At 72.3% G+C, this 20,538-nt stretch carries 20 protein-coding genes; 9 read left to right on the top strand and 11 right to left on the bottom strand.

What is annotated here, in order from left to right; genetic code table 11:
- Position 1: 1 nt before the first annotated feature.
- The 4 genes from CP984_RS12340 to mce all read right to left on the bottom strand — a co-directional run bounded on the left by CP984_RS12340 (position 2) and on the right by mce (position 7,275).
- Positions 2 to 1,069, bottom strand: a complete 1,068-nt coding sequence (locus CP984_RS12340) for an ATP-binding cassette domain-containing protein (protein WP_043978290.1) — start codon at positions 1,067 to 1,069, stop codon at positions 2 to 4.
- A gap of 235 nt (positions 1,070 to 1,304) precedes the next feature.
- A complete protein-coding gene (locus CP984_RS12335) occupies positions 1,305 to 2,243 on the bottom strand; it encodes a coiled-coil domain-containing protein (RefSeq protein WP_003987060.1) in 939 nt (312 codons plus the stop codon).
- A gap of 114 nt (positions 2,244 to 2,357) precedes the next feature.
- Positions 2,358 to 6,602 (bottom strand): polarized growth protein Scy, encoded by a 4,245-nt coding sequence (scy, locus tag CP984_RS12330; protein WP_030182817.1) that lies wholly within the window; start codon positions 6,600 to 6,602, stop codon positions 2,358 to 2,360.
- Positions 6,603 to 6,801: 199 nt separating this feature from the next.
- Positions 6,802 to 7,275, bottom strand: coding sequence for a methylmalonyl-CoA epimerase (gene mce, locus CP984_RS12325; protein ID WP_003982617.1), 474 nt, complete (start codon positions 7,273 to 7,275; stop codon positions 6,802 to 6,804).
- A 170-nt stretch (positions 7,276 to 7,445) separates the two neighbouring features.
- On the opposite strand from mce, the gene CP984_RS12320 reads away from it, so the two are divergent.
- Together CP984_RS12320 and meaB are read left to right on the top strand one after the other, a co-directional pair.
- Entirely contained in the window at positions 7,446 to 8,621 is a 1,176-nt protein-coding gene (locus CP984_RS12320; protein WP_003982616.1) for an acetyl-CoA C-acetyltransferase, read from the top strand.
- 27 nt (positions 8,622 to 8,648) lie between these two features.
- Positions 8,649 to 9,617 (top strand): methylmalonyl Co-A mutase-associated GTPase MeaB, encoded by a 969-nt coding sequence (meaB, locus tag CP984_RS12315; protein WP_003982615.1) that lies wholly within the window; start codon positions 8,649 to 8,651, stop codon positions 9,615 to 9,617.
- An 84-nt stretch (positions 9,618 to 9,701) separates the two neighbouring features.
- Here the strand turns inward: meaB and CP984_RS12310 are convergent, their stop codons facing one another.
- Positions 9,702 to 10,586, bottom strand: coding sequence for a DUF2268 domain-containing protein (locus CP984_RS12310; RefSeq protein WP_030182812.1), 885 nt, complete (start codon positions 10,584 to 10,586; stop codon positions 9,702 to 9,704).
- 67 nt (positions 10,587 to 10,653) lie between these two features.
- The gene (locus CP984_RS12305) at positions 10,654 to 11,304 is read right to left on the bottom strand and encodes a PepSY domain-containing protein (protein ID WP_003982613.1); all 651 of its coding nucleotides are present in this window, start codon (positions 11,302 to 11,304) and stop codon (positions 10,654 to 10,656) included.
- 128 nt (positions 11,305 to 11,432) lie between these two features.
- Between CP984_RS12305 and CP984_RS12300 the strand changes: the two genes are divergently transcribed.
- Positions 11,433 to 12,095, top strand: coding sequence for a response regulator transcription factor (locus CP984_RS12300; RefSeq protein WP_003982612.1), 663 nt, complete (start codon positions 11,433 to 11,435; stop codon positions 12,093 to 12,095).
- Complete coding sequence (locus tag CP984_RS12295; protein ID WP_003982611.1) at positions 12,088 to 13,491, top strand: sensor histidine kinase; 1,404 nt, start codon at positions 12,088 to 12,090, stop codon at positions 13,489 to 13,491. The genes CP984_RS12300 and CP984_RS12295 overlap by 8 nt, the downstream gene beginning before the upstream one ends.
- 112 nt (positions 13,492 to 13,603) lie before the next feature.
- On the opposite strand, the gene CP984_RS12290 is transcribed toward CP984_RS12295, so the two are convergent.
- The 4 genes from CP984_RS12290 to CP984_RS12275 all read right to left on the bottom strand — a co-directional run bounded on the left by CP984_RS12290 (position 13,604) and on the right by CP984_RS12275 (position 16,267).
- Entirely contained in the window at positions 13,604 to 14,080 is a 477-nt protein-coding gene (locus tag CP984_RS12290; protein ID WP_003982610.1) for a MarR family winged helix-turn-helix transcriptional regulator, read from the bottom strand.
- Between the two features lie 116 nt (positions 14,081 to 14,196).
- Positions 14,197 to 14,982, bottom strand: coding sequence for an AIM24 family protein (locus CP984_RS12285; protein WP_003982609.1), 786 nt, complete (start codon positions 14,980 to 14,982; stop codon positions 14,197 to 14,199).
- Positions 14,979 to 15,629 carry an AIM24 family protein gene (locus tag CP984_RS12280; protein WP_003982608.1) on the bottom strand — a complete coding sequence of 217 codons (651 nt, stop codon included), beginning with the start codon at positions 15,627 to 15,629 and terminating at the stop codon, positions 14,979 to 14,981. Before CP984_RS12280 ends, CP984_RS12285 begins: the two co-directional genes overlap by 4 nt.
- On the bottom strand, positions 15,629 to 16,267 hold the full coding sequence (locus CP984_RS12275) for an AIM24 family protein (RefSeq protein WP_078575485.1): 639 nt from the start codon (positions 16,265 to 16,267) through the stop codon (positions 15,629 to 15,631). Before CP984_RS12275 ends, CP984_RS12280 begins: the two co-directional genes overlap by 1 nt.
- A gap of 129 nt (positions 16,268 to 16,396) precedes the next feature.
- Between CP984_RS12275 and CP984_RS12270 the strand changes: the two genes are divergently transcribed.
- Positions 16,397 to 16,741 (top strand): DUF3817 domain-containing protein, encoded by a 345-nt coding sequence (locus tag CP984_RS12270; RefSeq protein ID WP_003982606.1) that lies wholly within the window; start codon positions 16,397 to 16,399, stop codon positions 16,739 to 16,741.
- The gene (locus CP984_RS12265) at positions 16,738 to 17,043 is read left to right on the top strand and encodes an MTH1187 family thiamine-binding protein (RefSeq protein WP_003982605.1); all 306 of its coding nucleotides are present in this window, start codon (positions 16,738 to 16,740) and stop codon (positions 17,041 to 17,043) included. Before CP984_RS12270 ends, CP984_RS12265 begins: the two co-directional genes overlap by 4 nt.
- A 15-nt stretch (positions 17,044 to 17,058) precedes the next feature.
- On the opposite strand, the gene CP984_RS12260 is transcribed toward CP984_RS12265, so the two are convergent.
- Entirely contained in the window at positions 17,059 to 18,057 is a 999-nt protein-coding gene (locus CP984_RS12260; protein ID WP_003982604.1) for an ArsR/SmtB family transcription factor, read from the bottom strand.
- Between the two features lie 118 nt (positions 18,058 to 18,175).
- On the opposite strand from CP984_RS12260, the gene CP984_RS12255 reads away from it, so the two are divergent.
- From CP984_RS12255 to CP984_RS12245, 3 genes are all read left to right on the top strand, one after another.
- Positions 18,176 to 19,489, top strand: a complete 1,314-nt coding sequence (locus CP984_RS12255; protein ID WP_003982603.1) for an MFS transporter — start codon at positions 18,176 to 18,178, stop codon at positions 19,487 to 19,489.
- 66 nt (positions 19,490 to 19,555) lie between these two features.
- Positions 19,556 to 20,065, top strand: coding sequence for a MarR family winged helix-turn-helix transcriptional regulator (locus CP984_RS12250; RefSeq protein ID WP_003982601.1), 510 nt, complete (start codon positions 19,556 to 19,558; stop codon positions 20,063 to 20,065).
- Between the two features lie 53 nt (positions 20,066 to 20,118).
- Positions 20,119 to 20,451: a DUF3817 domain-containing protein gene (locus tag CP984_RS12245; RefSeq protein WP_003982600.1), complete on the top strand. Its 333-nt coding sequence runs from the start codon at positions 20,119 to 20,121 to the stop codon at positions 20,449 to 20,451.
- Positions 20,452 to 20,538: the final 87 nt, after the last annotated feature.

The raw sequence follows: 20,538 nt of genomic DNA, 5'->3' as shown, positions 1-20,538 counted from the left end.
GTCACGCCCCTCGCTTCTTGTTCCGCCAGCCGGCACCCCAGCCGCCGGGCTGCGGGCCCGGCGTCCCCGGTGCTCCTGGTGTTCCCGGCGTGCTTGGTGTTCCGGGGGCTTCCGCGGGCGGCGCCGCCCCCGGTGGTACGCCGCCGTCCGCGGCCCGCGGCGCCTCCGCCGTATGCGCGTGGTACTCCACCGACCCGGCGGTCAGCTGCATGAACGCCTCCTCCAGCGACGCCTGCTGCGGGCTCAGTTCGTGGAGGACGAGCCGGTGCCGCGCGGCCAGCTCGCCCAGGTCGGCGGCGCTCGCCCCGTCGATCTCGACCGCGTCGCCGGCCGGCACCGCCGCGTACCCGCCCTCCCGGAGCGCGTCGAGCAGCCGCTCGCGCTCCGGCGACCGCATCCGTACGTACGAGCGGGAGTTCTCCTGGATGAACCGGGACATCGAGGTGTCCGCCAGCAGCCGGCCCTGGCCGATGACGATCAGGTGCTCGGCGGTCAGCGCCATCTCGCTCATCAGGTGCGAGGAAACGAACACCGTCCGGCCCTGGGCGGCCAGACCCTTCATCAGGTTGCGGATCCAGTGGATGCCCTCGGGGTCGAGGCCGTTGACCGGCTCGTCGAACATCAGGATGCGGGGATCGCCGAGCAGCGCCGCCGCGATGCCCAGGCGCTGGCCCATGCCCAGCGAGAAGCCTTTGGAGCGCTTCTTGGCCACCGGGGTCAGCCCCACCGTGTCCAGCACCTCGTGCACGCGGGCGCGCGGGATGCCGTTGCTCTGCGCCAGGCACAGCAGGTGGTGGTAGGCGCTGCGGCCGCCGTGCACGGCCTTGGCGTCGAGGAGGGCGCCGAGGGAGGTCAGGGGATCGGACAGCTGCCGGTAGCGGTGGCCGTCGATACGGACCCGTCCCGACGTCGGATGGTCCAGGTCGAGCATCATCCGCATGGTCGTGGACTTGCCGGCGCCGTTCGGGCCGAGGAATCCGGTGACGACCCCGGGCCGTACGGTGAAGGTCAGCCCGTCCACGGCGAGCTTGTCGCCGTAGCGCTTGGTCAGCCCCTCGACTTCGATCATGTACAGCACGCTAAGCGGGGGCCAGGAACCCCGCATCTCGGGCGTACCGGGCGCCAGCCGCAGGGCGCCTGTCAGGTCGTACCACTGTTGAAAAAAGCATTCCGCCCGCCCGGCCTCCGAAGAGAGGCGGGGCGGGCGGAGCGCGTCTGCCGCCGTCGGGCGCGGTACCGGCCGTCACGGGTGCGGGCTGCGGGAGCCCACCGGCCGCACCGGCGTCACAACGGCAAACGGCGCCTCAGCGCGACTGCTGCGCCGGGACGCCGCGGGAGATGGGCTCCTCGTCCGCCGGGGTGCCGGCCGCGGCGACCGCCGCGCCGGTCAGCGTGGCGAGCATCTCGCGGACGTTCGTCAGCTGGGCGTTGATCGAGTCCCGGCGGTTGGTCAGCGCCGCCAGCTCCCGCTCGGACTCGCTGCGGATCCGGTCCGCCTTGGCGTTCGCGTCGGCCACGATGTCCTCGGCCTGGCGCTGCGCCGTCTCCACCGTCTGGCGGGCCCGGCGCTCGGCGTCCGTGCGCAGCTTCTCGGCCTCCAGCCGCAGCTGCTCGGCCCGGTGCTCGATCTCCGCGAGCCGCTTCTCGGCCTTGGCCTGACGCGAAGCCAGGTCCCGCTCGGACTGCTCGCGGCGCTTGGCGAGGTTGGTCTCGAAGTCCGCGGCGGCCTGCGCGGCCTTGGCGCGGGTCTCCTCGAAGAGGGCGTCCGCCTCCTCCCGCTTGGACTGCGCGTCCTTCTGCGCCTCGGCACGCAGCGCGGTCGCCTCGCCCTGCGCCTTCTCGACGATGCGGACGCCCTCGTCCTCGGCCTTGGCCTTGCGCTCCGACGCGAACTGCTCGGCGTCGTTGCGTACCTGCTGGGCGGCCGACTCGGCCAGTTCGCGGTGCTGCTCGGCGGCCCGCCGGGCCTCCTCGCGCAGGTCCTTCGCTTCTTCTTCCGCGAGCCGGAGGATCTTCTCCACGCGCGCGCCGAGGCCCGCGTAGGACGGTTCGGCGTCGTTGACCTGGGCCTGGGCGTTCTGCGTTTCGAGGTGCAGCTCCTCGATCCGCTTCTCCAGGGAGGTGATGCGGGCCAGGGCGCTGTCGCGGTCGGCGACCAGCTTCGAGATGCGGTCGTCCACCTGACCGCGGTCGTACCCACGCCGCACGAGCTCGAAGCCGTAGGGGGAGGAAGTGTCGCTCATGGGGTTCCTGTCGAAAGAGACCGGTGAGGTGATAAAGGGAATCCTAGGGGCCGCAACGGCGTGTCATCGAGTCATTGCGCGTTTGAAGTGGAGAATGGCCCCTCATTTGGGTGGCTACCCCTCAGACTGCTTGCCACTCGAACGAGTTGCGCCCGCTCCCGCGGCGGCCTTCGCCCCTTCCTTGCCACCACCGTTCGACGGCGCCTCGAAAGATTCCAACGCCTCCAGCACGTCCTGGACACGGGAGATCTCGGCGTTGATGTCCTTGCGGCGCCGCACGAGCACCTCCAGCTCGCGCTTGCCCTCCTCGACGATCCGCTCCGCCTCCGCGCGGGCCTCGGCGCGCATCCGCTCCGACTCCCGTACGGCCTCGGCCTTCTTCTGCTCGGCCTCCTTGAGCAGCCCCTCCGCCTTCTTCACCGCGGCGATGCGGACCTTGCTGGCCTCGCTGCTGGCGTCCGACACCATGCGCTTGGCCTTCTCCTCGGCCTCCGCCTGCTGCTGGGTGGCCTGCGCGATCAGCTTGTCGACCCGCTCCCCGGCGTTCTTCATCGTCTCCGAGGACTCCCGGCGGGCCCGCTCGTGCAGCTCCTCGACCTCGCTCTCGATACGGGCACGCAGCTCCTCGGCGCGCTCCCTTATCGCGGTGGCGTCCCCGCGGGCCTCGCTCAGCAGCGTGTCCGCGTCCGTACGGGACTTCTCGACGAACCCGTTGCCTTCGGCGGTGGCCTCCGCGACGATCCGCTCGGCCTCCTTGCGGGCCGCGCCGACCATCGTGTCGGCCTGCTCCTCGGCGGCGGTCGCCGCCTTCAGCGCCTCCTCCTGCGCCTTGGCGATCAGCTGGTCGGCCTGTTCGGCGGCGTCCGCGCGGCGCTGCGCCGCGTCCTTGCGGGCCGCGTCGACGGTCTGCTCCGACTCCTCCAGCGCCTCGGTGCGCAGCCGGTCGGCCTCCGCCTCGGCCTCCTCCTTGATCCGCTCGGACTCGGCACGCGTACGGGTGGCGTGCTCCTGCGCCGAGGTGACGGTCTCCGCCGCCTCCGCGCGCAGCCGGTCCGCCTCCGCGGTGGCCTCGGCGATCATCCGGTCGGCCTGCTCGCGGGCGTCGGCCCGGGTGCGGTCCGCGTCCCGCTCGGCGCCCGCCACGGTCTCCGCGGCGTCCGCGCGCAGCCGCTCGGCCTCGCTGCCGGCCTCGGACATCAGCTGGTCGGCCTGCTCGGCGGCGTCCGAACGGGTCTTGTTCGCCGCCTCGCGCGCCTCGTCGCCGATCCGCTCCGCCTCCTGGCGCGCGGTCTCCAGCGCCTCGGCGGCCTCCGCGCGCAGCCGCTCCGCCTCGGCGGTCGCCTCCGCGACCAGCTCGGCGGCGCGCTGCTCGCCCTCGGCGCGCAGCCGCTCGGCGGCCTCCTGGCCCTCGCGCACCGTGCGGTCCGCGTCGTCCTGCGCCGACGAGGTCAGCTCGGTCGCCTCGGTGACGATCCGCTCGGCCTCCGCGCGGGCCTCGGCGAGCAGCCGGTCCACCTGCTCGGCGGCGTCCGAACGCATCCGGTTGGCGTCGTTGCGGGCCTCCGCGCGGGCCCGGTTGGCGTCCTGCTCGGCCGAGGCCAGCGCGTCGGACGCGTCGGTACGCAGCTGCTGCGCCTTGGCGGAGGCGTCCGCCACCATCTTCTCGGCCTGTGCGGTGGCCTCCGCGATCAGCGTGTCGGCCTGCTCGGCGGCGTCCGTACGGGCCTTGCCGGCCGCCTCGCGCGCCTCGTCGAGCGTGCTGTCGGCCTCCGCGCGCAGCCGGTCGGCCTCCGCGATGGCCTCGGCGACCGTGCGGTCGGCGAGCGCCTTGGCGGCCTCGGCCTCCTCCTGCGCCTCACGGCGGGTGCGGGCCGCGTCCTCGGAAGCGCGCTCGCGCTCCGCGTAGGCGTCGGACCGTACCCGGTCGGCCTCCTCCTGCGCCTCGGTGCGCGTACGCTCCGCGGCGTGCTCGGCGGCCGAGCGCAGCCCGGCGATCTCCTCCTCGGCCTGCTCGTGCAGCCCGGCGACCGCGTCCCGCACCTGCTGGGCGGTCTGCTCGGCCGCGGCGACCAGCTCGGCGGCGCGCCGCTCGGCCTCCTCGACCAGCCGCTCCGCCTCCTCCTGCGCCTCGGCGACCCGCGTACGGGCCGAGGCGAGCAGCTCCTCGCTCTGCTCACGCGCGGCGGTGCGCTCCTGGTGGGCCTCGTCGCGGGCCTCGCCGAGCAGCTGCTCGGCCTCCCGGCGGCGGCGGGCCGCCTCCTCCTGGGCGGCGGCCAGCGCCTCGGCGGCCTCGGCGCCCGCACGCTCCGCGGCGGCGGCAGCCTCCGCGCGCACCCGGTCCGCGGTCTCCTGGGCCTCGGTCTTCAGGCGCTCCGCCTCGGCGGCGGCGTCACTGCGCAGCCGTACGGCCACGGACTCGCCCTCGGCGCGCGCGGCGGACGCGTCGGTCGCCGCCTCCGAACGCAGCCGCTCGGCCTCCTCCTCGGCCTGCTGCTGGAGGGTGCGCAGCCGCTCCGCCGACTCGGCCTTGAGCTTGGCGGCCTCCTCCTGCGCCTCCCGGCGCAGCTTCTCGGCCTCGGCGCGGGCTTCGTGCAGCGCCTCCTCGGCGGCGGTGACCTTCTCCACGGCCTCGGCCTGGAGCCGGTCCAGCTCCTCCTGCGCCTCGGTACGGCGCTCGGCGGCGGCCTCCTCGGCCTCCGCACGCAGCTGCCGGGCGGCCTCCTCGGCCTCGGCCTTCAGCGCGGCGGCGGCCTCCTCGCCCTCGCCGCGCAGTTCCTCGGCCTCCTCGCGGGCGCGCTCCAGCACCTCCTCGGCCTGCTTGCGCAGGGCCGTGGCCCGCTCGATGGCCTCGGTACGGACCCGCTCGCTCTCCGCGCCGGCGCCCGCCCGGGTCTCCTCGGCGTCGGCCTTCGCCTTGGCCAGCAGCTCCTCGGCCCGGCCGGCCGCCTCCTCGATCTGCTGGACCGCCTCGCGGCGCGCCTCGGCCCGGATCCGGTCGCCCTCGTCGACCGCCTCGGCCCGCAGCTGCTCGGCCTCGCCGCGCAGCCGGCGCGCCTCCTCCTGGAGCTCGACGGTCTTGGCGCGGTACTCCTTGGTGTCGTCCTTGGCGGCGCCCTTGAGCTGCTCGGCGGTGTCGTGCGCCTCACCGCGCAGCCGGTCCGCCTCCGCCTCGGCCTCCCGGCGGACCCGCTCGGCCTCCTCGGCGGCGGCCCTGGTGGTGGCCTTGGCCTCCTCCGACGCCTTGGTCAGCACCTCCTCGGCGGTCCGCGCGGCCTTCGCGAGCTGCGCCGCCGAGTCCTCGGCGGCCTTGGACCTGGCGGCCTCCTGCGCTTCGGCGACCAGCCGCTCCGCCTCCGCACGGGCGTCCGCGCGCAGCTGCTCGGCCTCCGCCTTGAGCGCGTCGGCCTCCTTCGTGGCCTCGGCGACCAGCCGCGCGATCTCCGCCTTGGCGGTCCGCAGCCGCTGCTCCTGGTCCGACTCGGCGGCCGACAGCCGCTTGGTGGCGCTCTCCTGCGCCTCGGTGACCAGCTTCTCGGCCTCGGCGCGCGCCTCGCGCAGCGCGCGGTCGGCCTCCTGCATCCGGGCCTCGGCGGTACGCGTCAGCTCGGCGGCCTGCCGCCGCGCCTCCTCGGTCTCCGAACCGACGCTGGTCCGCAGCTGCTCGGCCTGGTCCGTGGCCTCCTGGGCCTGGGTGGAGGCGGCGTTCAGCAGCCGCTCGGCGTCCGTACGGGCCCGCCGCAGGATCACGTCGGCCTCCGCGCGGGCCTGCTCGGCCTCGCTGCCCAGCCGGGCGCGGGTCTGCTCGGCCAGCCGCTGCGCCTCGGCGCGGGCGGCGGCCAGCGCCTGCTCGGCCTCGGTGCGCGTCTCGTCCATCAGGCGGCGCGCCTGCGCCTCCGTACGGGAGCGCAGCTGCTCGGCCCAGGCGACGTTCTCGTTGACGTGCGACTCGACGGTCTGCCGGCGCTCGTTGAGCTCCTCGTCCAGCCGCCGGCGCCGCTCGACCGCCTCGGCGTGCAGGTCGGCCTCCATGCGCGCCTGGCGCTCGGCCTGCTCCTGCAGCAGCCGCTGCGTCTGGGCGCGGGCCTCGCGCACCTCGCGCTCGGCGTCCGTACGCAACTGGTCGGCCTGGATCTGGGCGTTGCGCAGCAGCTGCTCGGCCTGGTGGCTGACGTTGTCGTAAGCGGGGCGGGACGCGATGGTGCGCCGCGCCTCATGGAGCTTGGCTCGCAACACCTCGACCTGATAGCCGAGGTCGTCGGCGTGCTGGACCGCCTTGTCCCGCTCCGTCTTCAGCCGCTCCATCTCGGCCTCGAAATGCGAGAGGTGGTCGTCAGCCTCGTAGCGGTCGTTGCCCCGCACTGCGCGGTCCCATCCGTCCCCTGGTCATGGTGGCGGCCGGCTCCCATCTGCTCGTGCGCAGCCCGAAATGCCTCGTGCGGGACGCGTACTGGAGCTGACCCTTCCGAAGAAATGGTGTCAGATCATCGGCGGAGTGTGGACCGAGCCCCGACCCGGCCCCCGGCCGAAGATGCACTCTACCGGCCGGGGAAGGGAAAGGTCAGTGCTCTGTCGTGGAGGGAGACGTGGAAGAGGGGGTGGCAGTTCCCTCGTGGGGCGCCGCGGTGACCAGTTCGGTCAGCACGCCGTGGCAGTCCTTGGGGTGCAGAAAGGTGATCCGCGACCCCATGGAACCGATCCGCGGCTCGTCGTAGAGCACCCGCACGCCCTTGTCCCGGATGGCCCCCGCGTCCCCGTCCACATCAGCCGTACCGAAGGCGATGTGGTGCACTCCCTCGCCGTTCTTGGCGAGCCACTTGCCCACCGCGGAGTCCTCCCGGGTCGGTTCCAGGAGCTGGAGGTACGAGGCGCCGCCGTCCGACGTATCGTTGATCTTGAGCATGGCCTCGCGGACGCCCTGTTCCTCGTTGACCTCGCTGTGGAACACCTCGAAGCCGTACGTGGCACGGTAGAACTCGACGGTCGCGTCGAGGTCCTTGCAGGCGATCCCGATGTGGTCGATTCGCGTCAGCATGCCTCCAGTGCACCGCTCGCACGCGTGGTTACGCAACGTGCGCGCGATCACACCCGCAGCCCGGTGACCCGGCGCCTACCCCTCAGTACATTGACGGGAACCCTCGTTAACCTCCCTGTACAGGAAGGGCCGCGCTGATGACAGCGAACGGTACGTCCAGCACCACCTCCGTGATCGTCGCGGGCGCCCGGACCCCCATGGGGCGCCTGCTGGGATCCCTGCGCAGCTTCTCCGGCGCCGATCTGGGAGGCGTGGCCATCAAGGCCGCGCTGGACCGGGCGGGCATCGGCGGCGACCAGGTGCAGTACGTGATCATGGGTCAGGTGCTGCAGGCCGGCGCGGGCCAGATCCCCGCCCGCCAGGCCGCCGTCAAGGCCGGCATCCCCATGAGCGTCCCGGCCCTCACCGTCAACAAGGTGTGCCTCTCCGGCCTCGACGCCATCGCCCTCGCCGACCAGCTGATCCGCGCCGGCGAGTTCGACGTGGTCGTCGCCGGCGGTCAGGAGTCCATGACCAACGCGCCCCACCTGCTGCCCAAGTCCCGCGAGGGCTTCAAGTACGGCGCCGTCGAGATGCTTGACTCGATGGCCCACGACGGCCTCACCGACGCGTACGAGAACGTCGCGATGGGCGCGTCCACCGAGAAGCACAACACCCGCCTGGGCATCGGCCGCGCCGAGCAGGACGAGATCGCCGCCCGCTCCCACCAGCGCGCCGCCGCGGCCCAGAAGAACGGCCTCTTCGAGGCGGAGATCACCCCCGTGGAGATCCCGCAGCGCAAGGGCGAGCCGGTCGTCTTCAGCAAGGACGAGGGCATCCGCGGCGAGACCACCACCGAGACCCTGGCCAAGCTGCGCCCCGCCTTCGCCAAGGACGGCACCATCACGGCGGGCTCGTCCTCCCAGATCTCCGACGGCGCCGCCGCGGTGGTCGTCATGAGCAAGGCCAAGGCCGAGGAACTGGGCCTGGACTGGATCGCCGAGATCGGCGCCCACGGCAACGTGGCGGGCCCGGACAATTCCCTCCAGTCCCAGCCCAGCAACGCGATCCGGCACGCACTGGGCAAGTCCGGCCTCTCGGTCGAAGATCTTGACCTGATCGAGATCAACGAGGCGTTCGCCGCGGTGGCCGTGCAGTCGATGAAGGACCTCGGGGTGTCCCCGGAAAAGGTGAACGTCAACGGCGGCGCCATCGCGCTCGGTCACCCGATCGGCATGTCCGGCGCCCGCATCGTCCTCCACCTCGCCCTGGAGCTGCGCCGGCGCGGCGGCGGCGTGGGCGCGGCGGCCCTGTGCGGCGGCGGCGGACAGGGCGACGCGCTGATCATCCGCGTACCGGGCAAGTAACCCAACCGAACCGGGAGGAACAGGGCAGTGGTGGACGTCCCCGAACTGGTGGAACAGGCACGACAGGGCCGGCCGCGGGCCGTGGCCCGGCTGATCTCGCTGGTGGAAGGGGCGTCCCCGCAACTGCGCGAAGTGATGGCGGCCCTGGCTCCCCTGGCCGGCAACGCCTATGTGGTGGGCCTGACCGGCTCCCCCGGCGTGGGCAAGTCCACCTCCACCTCCGCCCTGGTCACCGCCTACCGCCGAGCGGGCAAACGGGTCGGCGTCCTCGCCGTCGACCCGTCCTCCCCCTTCTCCGGCGGAGCCCTCCTCGGCGACCGCGTCCGGATGTCGGAACACGCCTCCGACCCCGGCGTCTACATCCGCTCCATGGCCACCCGGGGCCATCTGGGCGGCCTGGCATGGGCCGCCCCCCAGGCGATCCGCGTCCTGGACGCCGCAGGCTGCGACGTGATCCTCGTGGAGACCGTCGGCGTGGGCCAGTCCGAGGTCGACATCGCCTCCCAGGCCGACACCACGGTCGTACTCCTGGCACCGGGCATGGGCGACGGCATCCAGGCCGCCAAGGCCGGAATCCTGGAGATCGGCGACGTCTACGCCGTCAACAAGGCCGACCGCGACGGCGCCGACGCCACGGCCCGCGAACTCAACCACATGCTCGGCCTGGGCGAGGCAAGGGCCCCCGGCGACTGGCGCCCCCCGATCGTCAAAACGGTCGCAGCCCGAGCCCAGGGCACCGACGAACTGGTAGAGGCCCTCGAAAAGCACCGGGCATGGAGCGAGGAGCACGGCGTCCTCGCGGAGCGACGACGGGCCAGGGCGGCCCGCGAGGTCGAAACCATCGCCGTAACCCGACTACGGGAACGCATCGGCGACCTCCGAGGCGACCGCCGCCTGTCCGTACTGGCAGAACGCATCACCGCGGGAGAACTGGACCCGTACGCAGCGGCGGACGAACTGATCGCCGGACTCACAGGGGAAGAGACGGCGGGCTAGACCGACGCAGGGACGGGCTGGGGCCTGAAAAGACCCCAGCCACGGTGGCGGGAAAGCCGCAAACGGAGCGGGCTCGGGGACCCGTCACGCCCCAGCAACCACCCCCGCACTCGCCAGAACCTCCCGAGCCGACAGGCCCACACTCTCCGCCGCACTCACCCCCGAAGCACCCAGATGCGCATCCGCGATGCGCAGCCCCACCGCATACCCGGCATTGTCCGGCAGCCCGACAGGCTCCAGCCCCATGCGCCGCGCAGTGGTGTCCCCGTACACGTACGGCGGCAGATTCGGCATCCCGGCCACATCGACCGCGCCGGTGATCTTCTCGTACGCGGCATCCAGCTCCGCACCGGAAACCGCCGTGGCCCAAGGCCCCATCGCCTCCGCCCCCGACAGCTCCCGCACGAACGCCTCGGCCAGCCCCTCCGCCACAACCTGCTCGCCCACCGTGACCGCCACCGGATCCCACACCACATTCGCGTAGCGAACGTTGTGGTGCAGCTCATGCGCCGCGGCATGCCCGATCTTCGCCAGGCCGACCTCCGTGGGCCACATCGTCAGATGGATCGCCCCCGGAAACCCGCCCAGCCCGGTGTACCCGGCATTACGCATCAGCAGGTCGTCGTCCGGATCACCGAGCACCAGCACCACATGCACGGTCTCGGCGGCCCGCAGCCCCGACGCGACGACGGGCCGCAGCCGCTCCCACGCCGCACCGAGCTGTTCCTCCACCCGCTCCCACACCCGCGCGTCCCGCATCCGCTCCAGGGCGGCCAGGTAGCGCGGGTCCTCCCGGTCGATCCGGAAGCCGCAGCCCATCTCATGCATCCGCATCAGGTCCACGCCCCCGACGGACATCGCGTCCTGCAGCGGGGCGAGCAGCTCCCGCAGGGCGTCGGGCCGCTCCTCCAGCGGGAGCCGGAGGAGCTTGTCCATGGCGGACGCCGTGTCGTGCACAACTATCTTCATGACGCGGGACCGTAGAGCCTCACGCTGCGTGAGGCTCAAGCCGCGACGTCACATAAGCCGCGAACCCTCAGTCATCGTCCCCGTCGGCGTCGCCGTCCCGCGGCGCGACCGACACCTTCCCCGACCGCGGGTCGACGTTCAGCTTGTGCTCCTTGCCGTCCTTCGTGACGGTCTCGACCTCCCACACAGCGCTGCCGCGGTGGTCATCGTCCAGGTCCACGGAGGTCACCGTCCCGTACGAAGCAGCCGCCTTCTCCGCAGCCGCCACCGCACCGACGGACGCCCCCTTCAGCTCGGCACGCGCCCGCGCGACACCGTGATCGTCGTCGCCCTCATGCTCGACGCGCTGGTTCAAGACCTTCGCGTTGCCGGCGTCGAGCGTCACCTCGTGCCACTTGTTGTCCTTGCCGAGCACGTCCACCTCCCAGACCAGACCGGGCCGGTCCTGGTCCAGGTCGATGCCGGTGACCGTGCCGGGCGTGGCCTTCAGCGCGGCCGCCGCGGCCTGCGGCGCGGAGACGGTCGCGGCCTTGGCCTCCCGCGCGTCCTCGTTCACGTCGTCGTCCGGCACGCTGACACTGGACCGCGGCGTGGACGACGCGGCCGCCGCGGACGACGTGTCCGACGCCCCGGAGCCGCCGAAAGCGACGGCGGTGGCGGCCCCGCCGCCGATCAGCGCGGCCGCGGCAACGGAGGCAATGACGATGTTGCGCTTCATGGCGATATCTCCTCGATCCATGAGGTGAGGTCGTGCTCGATGACGTGATCCACCGTGGCGCGGCCGACCTGAAGCGGACCTGAAGCCACCTGAAGCGGGCTTCAGGTGGCGGGTGGCATCGTGGGCGCATGCGCCTGTTGATCGTGGAGGACGAGAAGCGACTGGCCTTGTCCCTGGCCGGAGGACTGCGGGCCGAGGGATACGCGGTCGATGTGGTGCACGACGGCCTGGAGGGCCTGCACCGGGCGGGCGAGGGCACGTACGACCTGGTGATCCTGGACATCATGCTGCCGGGCATGAACGGCTACCGCGTGTGCGGCGCCCTGCGTGCCGCGGGCAACGAGGTGCCGGTGCTGATGCTGACGGCCAAGGACGGCGAGTACGACGAGGCCGAGGGGCTGGACACCGGCGCGGACGACTATCTGACGAAGCCGTTCTCGTACGTGGTGCTGGTGGCCCGCGTGAAGGCGCTGCTGCGCCGCCGCGGACGGACGGCGCTGCCCGTGCTGCGCGTGGGAGAGCTGAGCATCGACCAGGGGGCGCACCGCGTGGAGCGCGCCGGCGTGGAGGTGACGCTGACCGCCAAGGAGTTCGCCGTGCTGGAGCAACTGGCGCTGCGCGCGGGCGAGGTGGTGTCCAAGGCCGAGATCCTGGAGCACGTGTGGGACTTCGCGTACGAGGGCGACAACAACATCGTCGAGGTGTACGTGAGCGCGCTGCGCCGCAAGCTGGGCGCCGCGGCGATCCAGACGGTGCGCGGCGCCGGGTACCGGCTGGTGCCGGGTGCGTAGGGTCATCGGAAAGGTACGGGTCCGGGCGGCGCTGGGCGCCTCCCTCGTAGTGGCGGTCGCCCTGGTCGCCGCGGGCACTGCCCTCCTCCTGGTCCTCAAGAACAATCTCGTGGACCAGGCCGACCTCCAGGCGGAGAACACCGCCCGCGAGGTCGCCACGCAGATCGCGACCGGCAAGCCGTACGAGAAGCTGGACCTCCCCGACGGCGACGACCGCCCGGTGGTGGTGCTGTCCGAGGACGGCCGGGTGCTGGCGGCGGGCGACGACGTACGGGCGGTGGACGGCAAGGCCGTCACCGCGCGGCAGACGCCGCCCGCCGGGCAGCCGCACGACTCCGACGACGATGACGACGACCACGAGATCAAGCCGGGCGAGGTCGAGGGCAAGGCGCGGCACACCGGCGGTACGGCGACGGTCGGCCACCGTACGGCGGACTACCGGTTCGCCACCGTCGAGGCCAAGGACACCCAGGGCGGCAAGGCCGTCGTACGGGCCGGGGCACCGCTGGCGGCCGAGCGGGAGGCGGTGGGCTCGGTGCGCACCGCGATGCTGATCGGGCTGCCCTGCCTGCTGCTGGTCGTGGCCGGGGTGACCTGGCTGGTCACGCGGCGGGCGCTGCGCCCGGTGGAGGGCATCCGCCGGGAGATGGCGGCGATCACGGCCAGTACGGATCTGTCGCGGCGGGTGCCGGAGCCGGGCTCGCGGGACGAGATCGACCGGCTGGCCCGTACGACCAACGAGACGCTGGGCGCGCTCCAGGAGTCGGTGGAGCGGCAGCGGCGGTTCGTCGCGGACGCCTCGCACGAGCTGCGTAGCCCGATCGCGAGCCTGCGGACGCAGCTGGAGGTGGGCATCGCGCATCCGGAGCTGCTGGACGCGCCGGGCGCCGTGGAGGACGCCGTACGGCTGCAGAACCTGGCGGCGGACCTGTTGCTGCTGGCGCGGCTGGACGCGGGGGAGCGGCCGGCGGACGCGCGGATCGACCTGGCGGCACTGGTGCGCGAGGAGGTCTCGCAGCGGGTGGGCGACCGGATCGCCGTGCAGGTGGGCGAGCTGGCGGGCGTGGAGGTCGCCGGGTCGCGGAGCCAGCTCGGGCGGGTGCTGGGGAATCTGCTGGACAATGCGCAGCGGCACGCGCGGGAGTCCGTACGGGCGAGTGTGGCGCGCGAGGGGGAGTGGGCCGTGCTGCGGGTCGAGGACGACGGGCCCGGGGTGCCGCCGGAGGAACGGGAGCGGATCTTCGAGCGGTTCGTCCGGCTCGACGACGCCCGCAGCCGTGACGACGGCGGGGCCGGACTGGGCCTCGCCATCGCCCGCGACGTGGCCGGGCGGCACGGGGGCACACTGGCCGTCCGCACGGGCTCGGTCTTCGAACTACGCCTGCCGGTGGCGTAGCGGCCCGGCCGTCCGGCGTACCGTTGCGCCCTCCGGGCGTCACAACCGGCCACGCGCCGCCCGATCACGTACGGGTCCCCCGGCCGCGTACCGTCCCCCGGCGGCGCAGCCGTCAGATCTTGCCCCGCCGCCCCCGCAGATGCTCCGCCACCGGCGTCAGGGACGCGCGCAGCGCTTCCAGGTCCTGCGTGGTGAACAGGTCGATGAAGTGCCGCCGCACGGAGGCGACGTGGTGCGGCGCGACCCGGCGCATGGTCTCCCAGCCCTCGTCCGTGAGCACCGCGTACAGCCCGCGGCGGTCGGACTCGCAGCTCTCGCGGCGCACCAGGCCGGCGTTCTCCATACGGGTGATCTGGTGGGACAGACGGCTCTTGGACTGCAGGGTGGCGGCGGCCAGGTCGCTCATGCGCAGCCGCCGGTCCTCGGCCTCGGAGAGGTTGACCAGGATCTCGTAGTCGTTGTTGGTCAGTCCGAACGGCTGCAGGTCCCGCTCCAGCTGGTGCATCAGCAGTCTGCTGACGTCCAGGTGGGTGCGCCAGGCACGCTGCTCCTGGTCGGTCAGCCAGGGAGTGTCGCTGTCGGTCGTCATGAATGAATTCTACCCGTGGAAGTTGAATATCGAATTAAGTCATGGCTGTGACATGGCTCAGGCGCTCGGCCGGGCGCTTGCTCAGACGTTCGAGGTCACCGTCCGCAGACTACCGCTCACAGCCCGAAGCGGCGCTGGAGGCCCCCCAGCCCGCCCGGCAGCTGCGGCAGTTGTGAGCCACTTTGGCGAGTTGCCTCGCCCTGTCCGCCGCCCCCGCCCGGCACGCCCGCCTCGGATACGACCTCACCCGTGGCCAGCTCGGGCATCAGCTGCTCGGTGGACTGGAGCAGCACCGTGCCCGCCCCCACGAACTCGAACTGGTGCTCCTCGCCGGAGACCCCGCCCAGACCGGTGTGCGCCCGGATGCCGCCGAGGAATCCGCGCAGGTACTGGTGGTCGTAGTGGTGGCACGGCGAAGGGCAGTCGGCCCAGCCCACCAGGGCCTGCGGGTCCACCCGGATCGGCGGTTCCATGAAGACCACCGGGCCGTTGGAGGCGGCCACGAACTTGCCGGTGCCGATGAGCGTGAGGAAGCCCGGGATGATCGACTGCTTCAGCGACAGAGATGGCTGAAAGGCGAGCAAGTTGCCCGAGCGAATGGTCAGGTTGCCGTTTTCCAGATCATAGGAATTCACGTCGAACGCCCGGTCGGCGAGGAGCATCTTGCCCTGGCCCTCGGCCACGACCCAGTCCGCCGCGTGCAATGGCGAATGGAAGCTGTGGGCGATCAGGCGGTCCAGCGCGCCGTGCCCGATGCCCTGGAAGTCGATCCGCCCGTAGTAGGCGATCATCTTCCCCTTCTGCAGGAACCACTGGCCGTTCAGGTCGACGCTGAAGGTGTAGTCGTTGACGTTGTCGTCCGAGGGGAGGGTGTGGGGGTCGAAAACCACGGGACCGGTCACAGTTTCTCCTCCGACGCCTGTACGTAGACGGTGCCCTGGCCGGACAGCTCCAGCTGGAACGCTTCTCCCGAGCCGCGGCCGACCATGTCGCGCCAGCCCAGCGCCGTGGAGAGCTTGTTGCGGACGTCGCCGCGGTGCGCCACGTACGCCTGCGGGTCGACGTGGACGGGCCGCTGCGGGGTGATCGGCAGCTCGATGACGCCGCCGTGCGCCATCACGGCCACCGCCCCCTGCCCCTTGAGAGTGGTGGTGAACAGCCCCTGGCCGGTGACCTGGCCGCGCACCATGCCCATCACGCCGCCCTGCGACCCCATGAACATCGTGCCCTGCTGGAGCGTCCCGTCGAAGGCGAGCAGCCGGTCCGCCTCGACGTAGAGGGTGTCGCCGGTCAGGTCGACGACGTGGACGTGGTGGCCGCCGTGCCCGAAGAGGACGGTGCCACTGCCCTCGACCGTCATCAGGGGAGTCGCCTCGTTGGCGATCCGCCGGCCGATCATCGAGCCGATGCCGCCCTGGCCGCCCTGGATGTTCGGGGTGAAACTGACGTCCCCCTGATAGGCGAGCATCGCGCCGCGCTGGCTGAACATCCGCTGGCCCGGACCGATCTGCGCGCGCACGATACGGGAGTTGACCGGGGTGAACGGCATCAGAGCTCACCGCCGACCGTGTTGCGCTCGCTGGGCTGTACGTACACCAGGCCCTCGCCCTCGAAACGGATCTGGAAGGACTCCCCGGAGCCCTCGCCCATGAAGGTGCGGAAGTTCACCCCGGACTGGAAGTGCTGCTTGAGGTCGCCGGTGTGCGCGACGTACGCGCCCGGGTCGACCTGGAGCGGGTACTGCTTGGTGACGCGGAGCACCACGGCCGGGCCGTCCGAGATGAGCGCGGCCTGGCCGCTGCCCTCGACGGTGGTGGTGAACAGGCCGTTGCCCTGGGAGGCGCCGCGCAGCCCGGTGAAGGTGGTGCCGGTGCGCAGCGCCGCGTCCGTGCACAGCAGGTTGCTGGCCTCCACGTACAGCTTCTCGCCGTGCAGCTGGACGAGGTTGATCTCGCTCGCGCGGTCGGCGAAGTAGCAGGTGCCGTGACCTTTCACCTCCATCACTTCCATCTGTTCGCCGGTCAGCCGGCGGGTGACCATGCCGCGCAGCCCGTCACCGCCGCCGGTCATCTTCTTGAACGTCATCTGGCCGTCGTAGGCGACCATCGAGCCGTTCTTCGCCTTGACGGCATCGCCGGTCATGTCGACGGCGAGCACTTTGCTCCCCTGGAGCCGAAACTGAGCCACGGGATCGAAGGTAACCGGCGCGCCGACCCCTGAACAGTGATCCTTTACGGGCCTGCAACAATGGTGACGCCCTTGTGAAATGCCGCACAAGCGCACCGTGCCGCCACCTGCCACCCGAACGAGGTTCCCGTGGACATCAAGACCGCATCCGCCCTGCGCCGGCTCCGCCTGGCGTCCGTGCCCGAAGCCGCTTCCTGGTTGCTGCTGATCGTCTGCACCATCCTGAAGTACACGACCGACTTCAACGCGGTGCCGGTCCTGGGCCCGGTGCACGGCGTGCTGTTCATCCTGTACGTGCTCTTCTGGCTGGACGCCTGGAACCGCACGAAGTGGTCCTTCGGGACCGCCGCCCTCTACTTCGTCCTGTCCATCGTGCCGACCGGCGGGTTCATCGCCGACCGCCGCCTCAAGCGGGAGGCCGAGGCCGTCGTCATCGCCGCCCGCGCCCGCCGGGAAGGCGTGGTCAACGCATGATCGTCGCGTTTTCGGTCAGCCCGCTGGGGGTCGGTGAGGACGTCGGGGAGTACGTCGCCGACGCCGTACGGGTGGTCCGCGAGTCCGGGCTGCCCAACCGTACGGACGCCATGTTCACGTCCATCGAGGGCGAGTGGGACGAGGTCATGGACGTCGTCAAGCGCGCCGTGGCCGCCGTCGAGGCACGCGCCGGGCGGGTCTCGCTGGTCCTGAAGGCCGATATCAGGCCCGGCGTCACCGACGGCCTGACCTCCAAGGTCGAGACCGTCGAGCGCCACCTCGCGGCGGGCCGCGAGGACTGAGAACCGGGTCCGCGCTCAGCCCGGCCGCGGGCCGCCCGCGCTGAGCGCGATGCCCAGTGGCGTGCGCTCGTACAGCACCTGGTGCCCGTGCCGGCGCGACGTCAGCAGTCCGGCGTCGCGCAGCACGGACAGCTGCGCGGACACCGACGACGGCGCCAGGCCCAGCCGGTGCGCCAGCGCCGTGGTGGACGCCGGCTCGTCCAGCGCGGTGAGCACCGCCGCCCGGTTCACGCCGAGCAGCCGGGCCAGCGCCCGCCCGGTCCGCGGCTCGTGCCACAGCCCGCCGATGCCGCGCGCCGGGTAGATCACGGTGGGCTGCCAGTGCGGCTCGTACGCGCTGACCACGTCGGGCCATACGAAGACGCTCGGCATCAGCAGCACGCCCCGGCCGTCCAGGTCCTGGATCTGGAGGAACCGGGCGCGGGTGCGGACCGTGAGGGTGCCGTCCGACCAGGTGATCCGCGGGCTGAGGTCCGCGAACAGCTTCTCCAGCCCTTCGCCCGCCAGCTGCCGTGACCGGTAGGCGACCTCCGCCTCCAGCAGCGCGCGCAGCCGCGGCCAGTCCGCCTCCAGCAGCGCGCGCCAGGCCAGCTCGGTGACATCGGCCAGCTCCTGTACGGCGGCGGCCGGGTCCGCCAGCATCGCCCGGCCCCGCGGGGACTCGGCCGCGCCCGGCGTACAGGCCAGCGACTTGGCCAGCTCCGCGTGGGCGATGGCCGGGTCCGTGGCCCGTACCCGCGCCAGCTCCTCTTCGAACGGTGCGAGCGACGACTGCGGCGGCGGCCCCAGGAAGTCCGGGGTGTAGCCGGGGTTCGGTGACGGCATCAGCAGCCACAGCGCGGACAGGTCCAGGCCCGCCACCGCGGCGCGCATCCGCCGCAGCCAGGGCAGGTGGTAGCCGTGCCGGTCGGTGCGTAACAGTGTCCGTACGGCCTCGTGCGTCTCGCACAGCGGCGAGATGGCGAAGCGGATGCGCAGCAGGTCCTCCGCGCCGAAGCGCATGTCCAGCGGCATGGCCGCGGCCCCCCTTTCCTCACACCCCCACTCTTCCCGCCCTGCGGCCGGTCGTCCCCTGAATTCGGCTGTCGCCGAAAGACTGGGGCCCTACGGACCGGCCCGGCACGCTGCCGTCATGCCGACGCCTTCCGGGCCCGCCGCCACGGGCCCCACCGCACCGTGCCCGGACCCGGCCGCGCCCCCGGAGCCCACGGCCCCCGCCCCGGCCCCCGGTGCCGGATACCGTCTCGTCTTCGCCGTCCCCGAATTCCGCTCCGTCTTCGCCGCGCACCTCCTGTCCGCCCTCGGCGTCGTCGTCTGCGAGATCGCGCTGTCCGTGCTGGTCTACCGGCTCACCGGATCGCCGCTGCTCAGCGCGCTGACGTTCGCGCTCGGCCTGCTGCCGTACGTCATCGGCGGCACGCTGCTCTCCGCGATCGCCGACCGCTACCCGGCCCGCCGCGTCCTCGTCGTCTGCGATCTGCTGTGCGCGGGCTGCGCCGCCGCGATGGTCGTCCCGGGCACGCCGGTCGCGGTGCTGCTGGCGCTGCGCTGCGCGACCGCCGCCATCGCCCCCGTCTTCGCGGGCACGCGGGCCGCGACGCTCGGCGACGTACTGGGGGAGGGCGACCTCTTCGTCATGGGCCGCTCGCTGATCCGCATCGTCAACCAGAGCGCGCAGCTCGTCGGCTTCGCGGCGGGCGGGCTGCTGCTGGCCACGGTGACGCCCGGCACGGTGCTCGCCATCACGGCCGGTACGTTCCTCGGCTCGGCGCTGCTGCTGCGCCTGGGCACCCGCGCCCGGCCGGCGCGCCAGACGGCCCGCGGCGCGCTGCTGGGCACCTCGCTGTCCGGCACCCGCCGCCTGCTGGCCGACCGCCGCATCCGGGCGCTCCTGCTGCTGACCTGGCTGCCGCCGACGTTCGTCGTCGTCCCCGAGGCGCTGCTCATCCCGTACGCGGACCTGCTCGGCGCGGGACCGGCAGGCGCGGGGCTGCTGATGTGCGCCATGCCGGTGGGCGCGATCACCGCCGAGACGCTGGTCGGCACGTTCCTCGGCCCGCGCGCCCGGGCCCGGCTGACGTTCCCGCTGGGCGTCTTCTGCGTCCTGCCGTCCCTCGGCTTCGCCTTCCGCCCGTCGCTGGGCTGGGCGGTGGTGCTGCTCGTCCTGACCGGCACCGGCATCGCGTACAACTTCGGCGTGGACCGCTGGTTCGTCGCCGCCGTCCCCGACGAGCTGCTGGGGCAGGCCATGACGGTGATGCAGGCGGGCCGCATGACGATCATGGGCCTGGGGATGGGCGCGGCGGGCGTCGCCGCGGAGTACACGCCCCTGTGGGTGGCGATGCCGGCGGGCGGGGTGGTGGGGGTGGTGTGCGTGCTGCTGGTGGTGGCGGAGGTGCGGCGGACCCGCGCCGGCCGGCCCGTGCTCTCGGGGCCCGCGGAGTGAACAGTATGCGTACCGAAAAGCGAGACAGGGCTGACCACGATATGACCGACCGGTAGGGTCGGTGGCGTGCCGAAGCCGCTCAGTCTTGCCTTCGACCCCATCGCCCGTGCCGATGAACTGTGGCAGCAGCGATGGGGCGCCGTGCCGTCCATGGCCGCCATCACCTCGGTCATGCGTGCCCACCAGATCCTGCTGTCCGAGGTGGACGCGGTGCTCAAGCCGTACGGCCTGACGTTCGCGCGGTATGAGGCGCTGGTGCTGCTCACCTTCTCCAAGGCGGGCGAGCTGCCCATGTCGAAGATCGGGGAGCGGCTGATGGTCCATCCGACCTCGGTGACCAACACCGTGGACCGGCTGGTCAAGGCCCGCCTGGTCGACAAGCGGCCGAACCCCAACGACGGGCGCGGCACGCTGGCCTCCATCACCCCCAAGGGGCGCGAGGTCTGCGACGCGGCCACCCGCGACCTGATGGCGATGGACTTCGGCCTGGGCGCCTATGACGCCGAGGAGTGCGCGGAGATCTTCGCGCTGCTGCGTCCGCTGCGCGTGGCGGCCGGGGATTTCAAGGACGACTGATCCGTGGTAGGGGCGGCGAAGATCGCCCCGGAACGGGCGGTTACGCTCGGACCATGAAACGAAGCGTGCTGACCCGCTACCGGGTGATGGCCTACGTCACTGCCGTGATGCTCCTCGTGCTGTGCGCCTGCATGGTGGCCAAGTACGGCTTCGGCACGGGCAAGGACCTGACCCTCGTGGTCTCCCAGATCCACGGCGTGCTCTACATCATCTACCTGGTCTTCGCCTTCGACCTGGGCTCCAAGGCGAAGTGGAAGTTCGGCAAGCTGCTGTGGGTGCTGATCTCCGGCACCATCCCGACCGCCGCCTTCTTCGTCGAGCGCAAGGTCGTCCGCGAGATCGAGCCGCTGGTCGCGGACGGTACGCCGCAGCCCGCCAAGGTCTGAGCCCCGCACCGCGGCGCGCCGGCCGGGAGCCGTCCCGGCCGGCGTTTTCGCTGCCATCCGTCCCACCTGCGCTTTCCCTGCTCTTCA

The sequence above is a fragment of the Streptomyces rimosus genome (genome assembly GCF_008704655.1).
Lineage (GTDB): Bacteria > Actinomycetota > Actinomycetes > Streptomycetales > Streptomycetaceae > Streptomyces > Streptomyces rimosus.
This window is presented reverse-complemented; position numbering and strand designations above follow the sequence as displayed.

Bases quoted from the DNA above. Each gene is read 5' to 3' on its own strand.
- CP984_RS12340 (WP_043978290.1), bottom strand. From the start codon at position 1,069: ATGATCGAAGTCGAGGGGCTGACCAAGCGCTACGGCGACAAGCTCGCC.
- CP984_RS12335 (WP_003987060.1), bottom strand. From the start codon at position 2,243: ATGAGCGACACTTCCTCCCCCTACGGCTTCGAGCTCGTGCGGCGTGGG.
- mce (WP_003982617.1), bottom strand. From the start codon at position 7,275: ATGCTGACGCGAATCGACCACATCGGGATCGCCTGCAAGGACCTCGAC.
- CP984_RS12310 (WP_030182812.1), bottom strand. From the start codon at position 10,586: ATGAAGATAGTTGTGCACGACACGGCGTCCGCCATGGACAAGCTCCTC.
- CP984_RS12305 (WP_003982613.1), bottom strand. From the start codon at position 11,304: ATGAAGCGCAACATCGTCATTGCCTCCGTTGCCGCGGCCGCGCTGATC.
- CP984_RS12300 (WP_003982612.1), top strand. From the start codon at position 11,433: ATGCGCCTGTTGATCGTGGAGGACGAGAAGCGACTGGCCTTGTCCCTG.
- CP984_RS12290 (WP_003982610.1), bottom strand. From the start codon at position 14,080: ATGACGACCGACAGCGACACTCCCTGGCTGACCGACCAGGAGCAGCGT.
- CP984_RS12280 (WP_003982608.1), bottom strand. From the start codon at position 15,629: ATGCCGTTCACCCCGGTCAACTCCCGTATCGTGCGCGCGCAGATCGGT.
- CP984_RS12265 (WP_003982605.1), top strand. From the start codon at position 16,738: ATGATCGTCGCGTTTTCGGTCAGCCCGCTGGGGGTCGGTGAGGACGTC.
- CP984_RS12260 (WP_003982604.1), bottom strand. From the start codon at position 18,057: ATGCCGCTGGACATGCGCTTCGGCGCGGAGGACCTGCTGCGCATCCGC.
- CP984_RS12255 (WP_003982603.1), top strand. From the start codon at position 18,176: ATGCCGACGCCTTCCGGGCCCGCCGCCACGGGCCCCACCGCACCGTGC.
- CP984_RS12245 (WP_003982600.1), top strand. From the start codon at position 20,119: ATGAAACGAAGCGTGCTGACCCGCTACCGGGTGATGGCCTACGTCACT.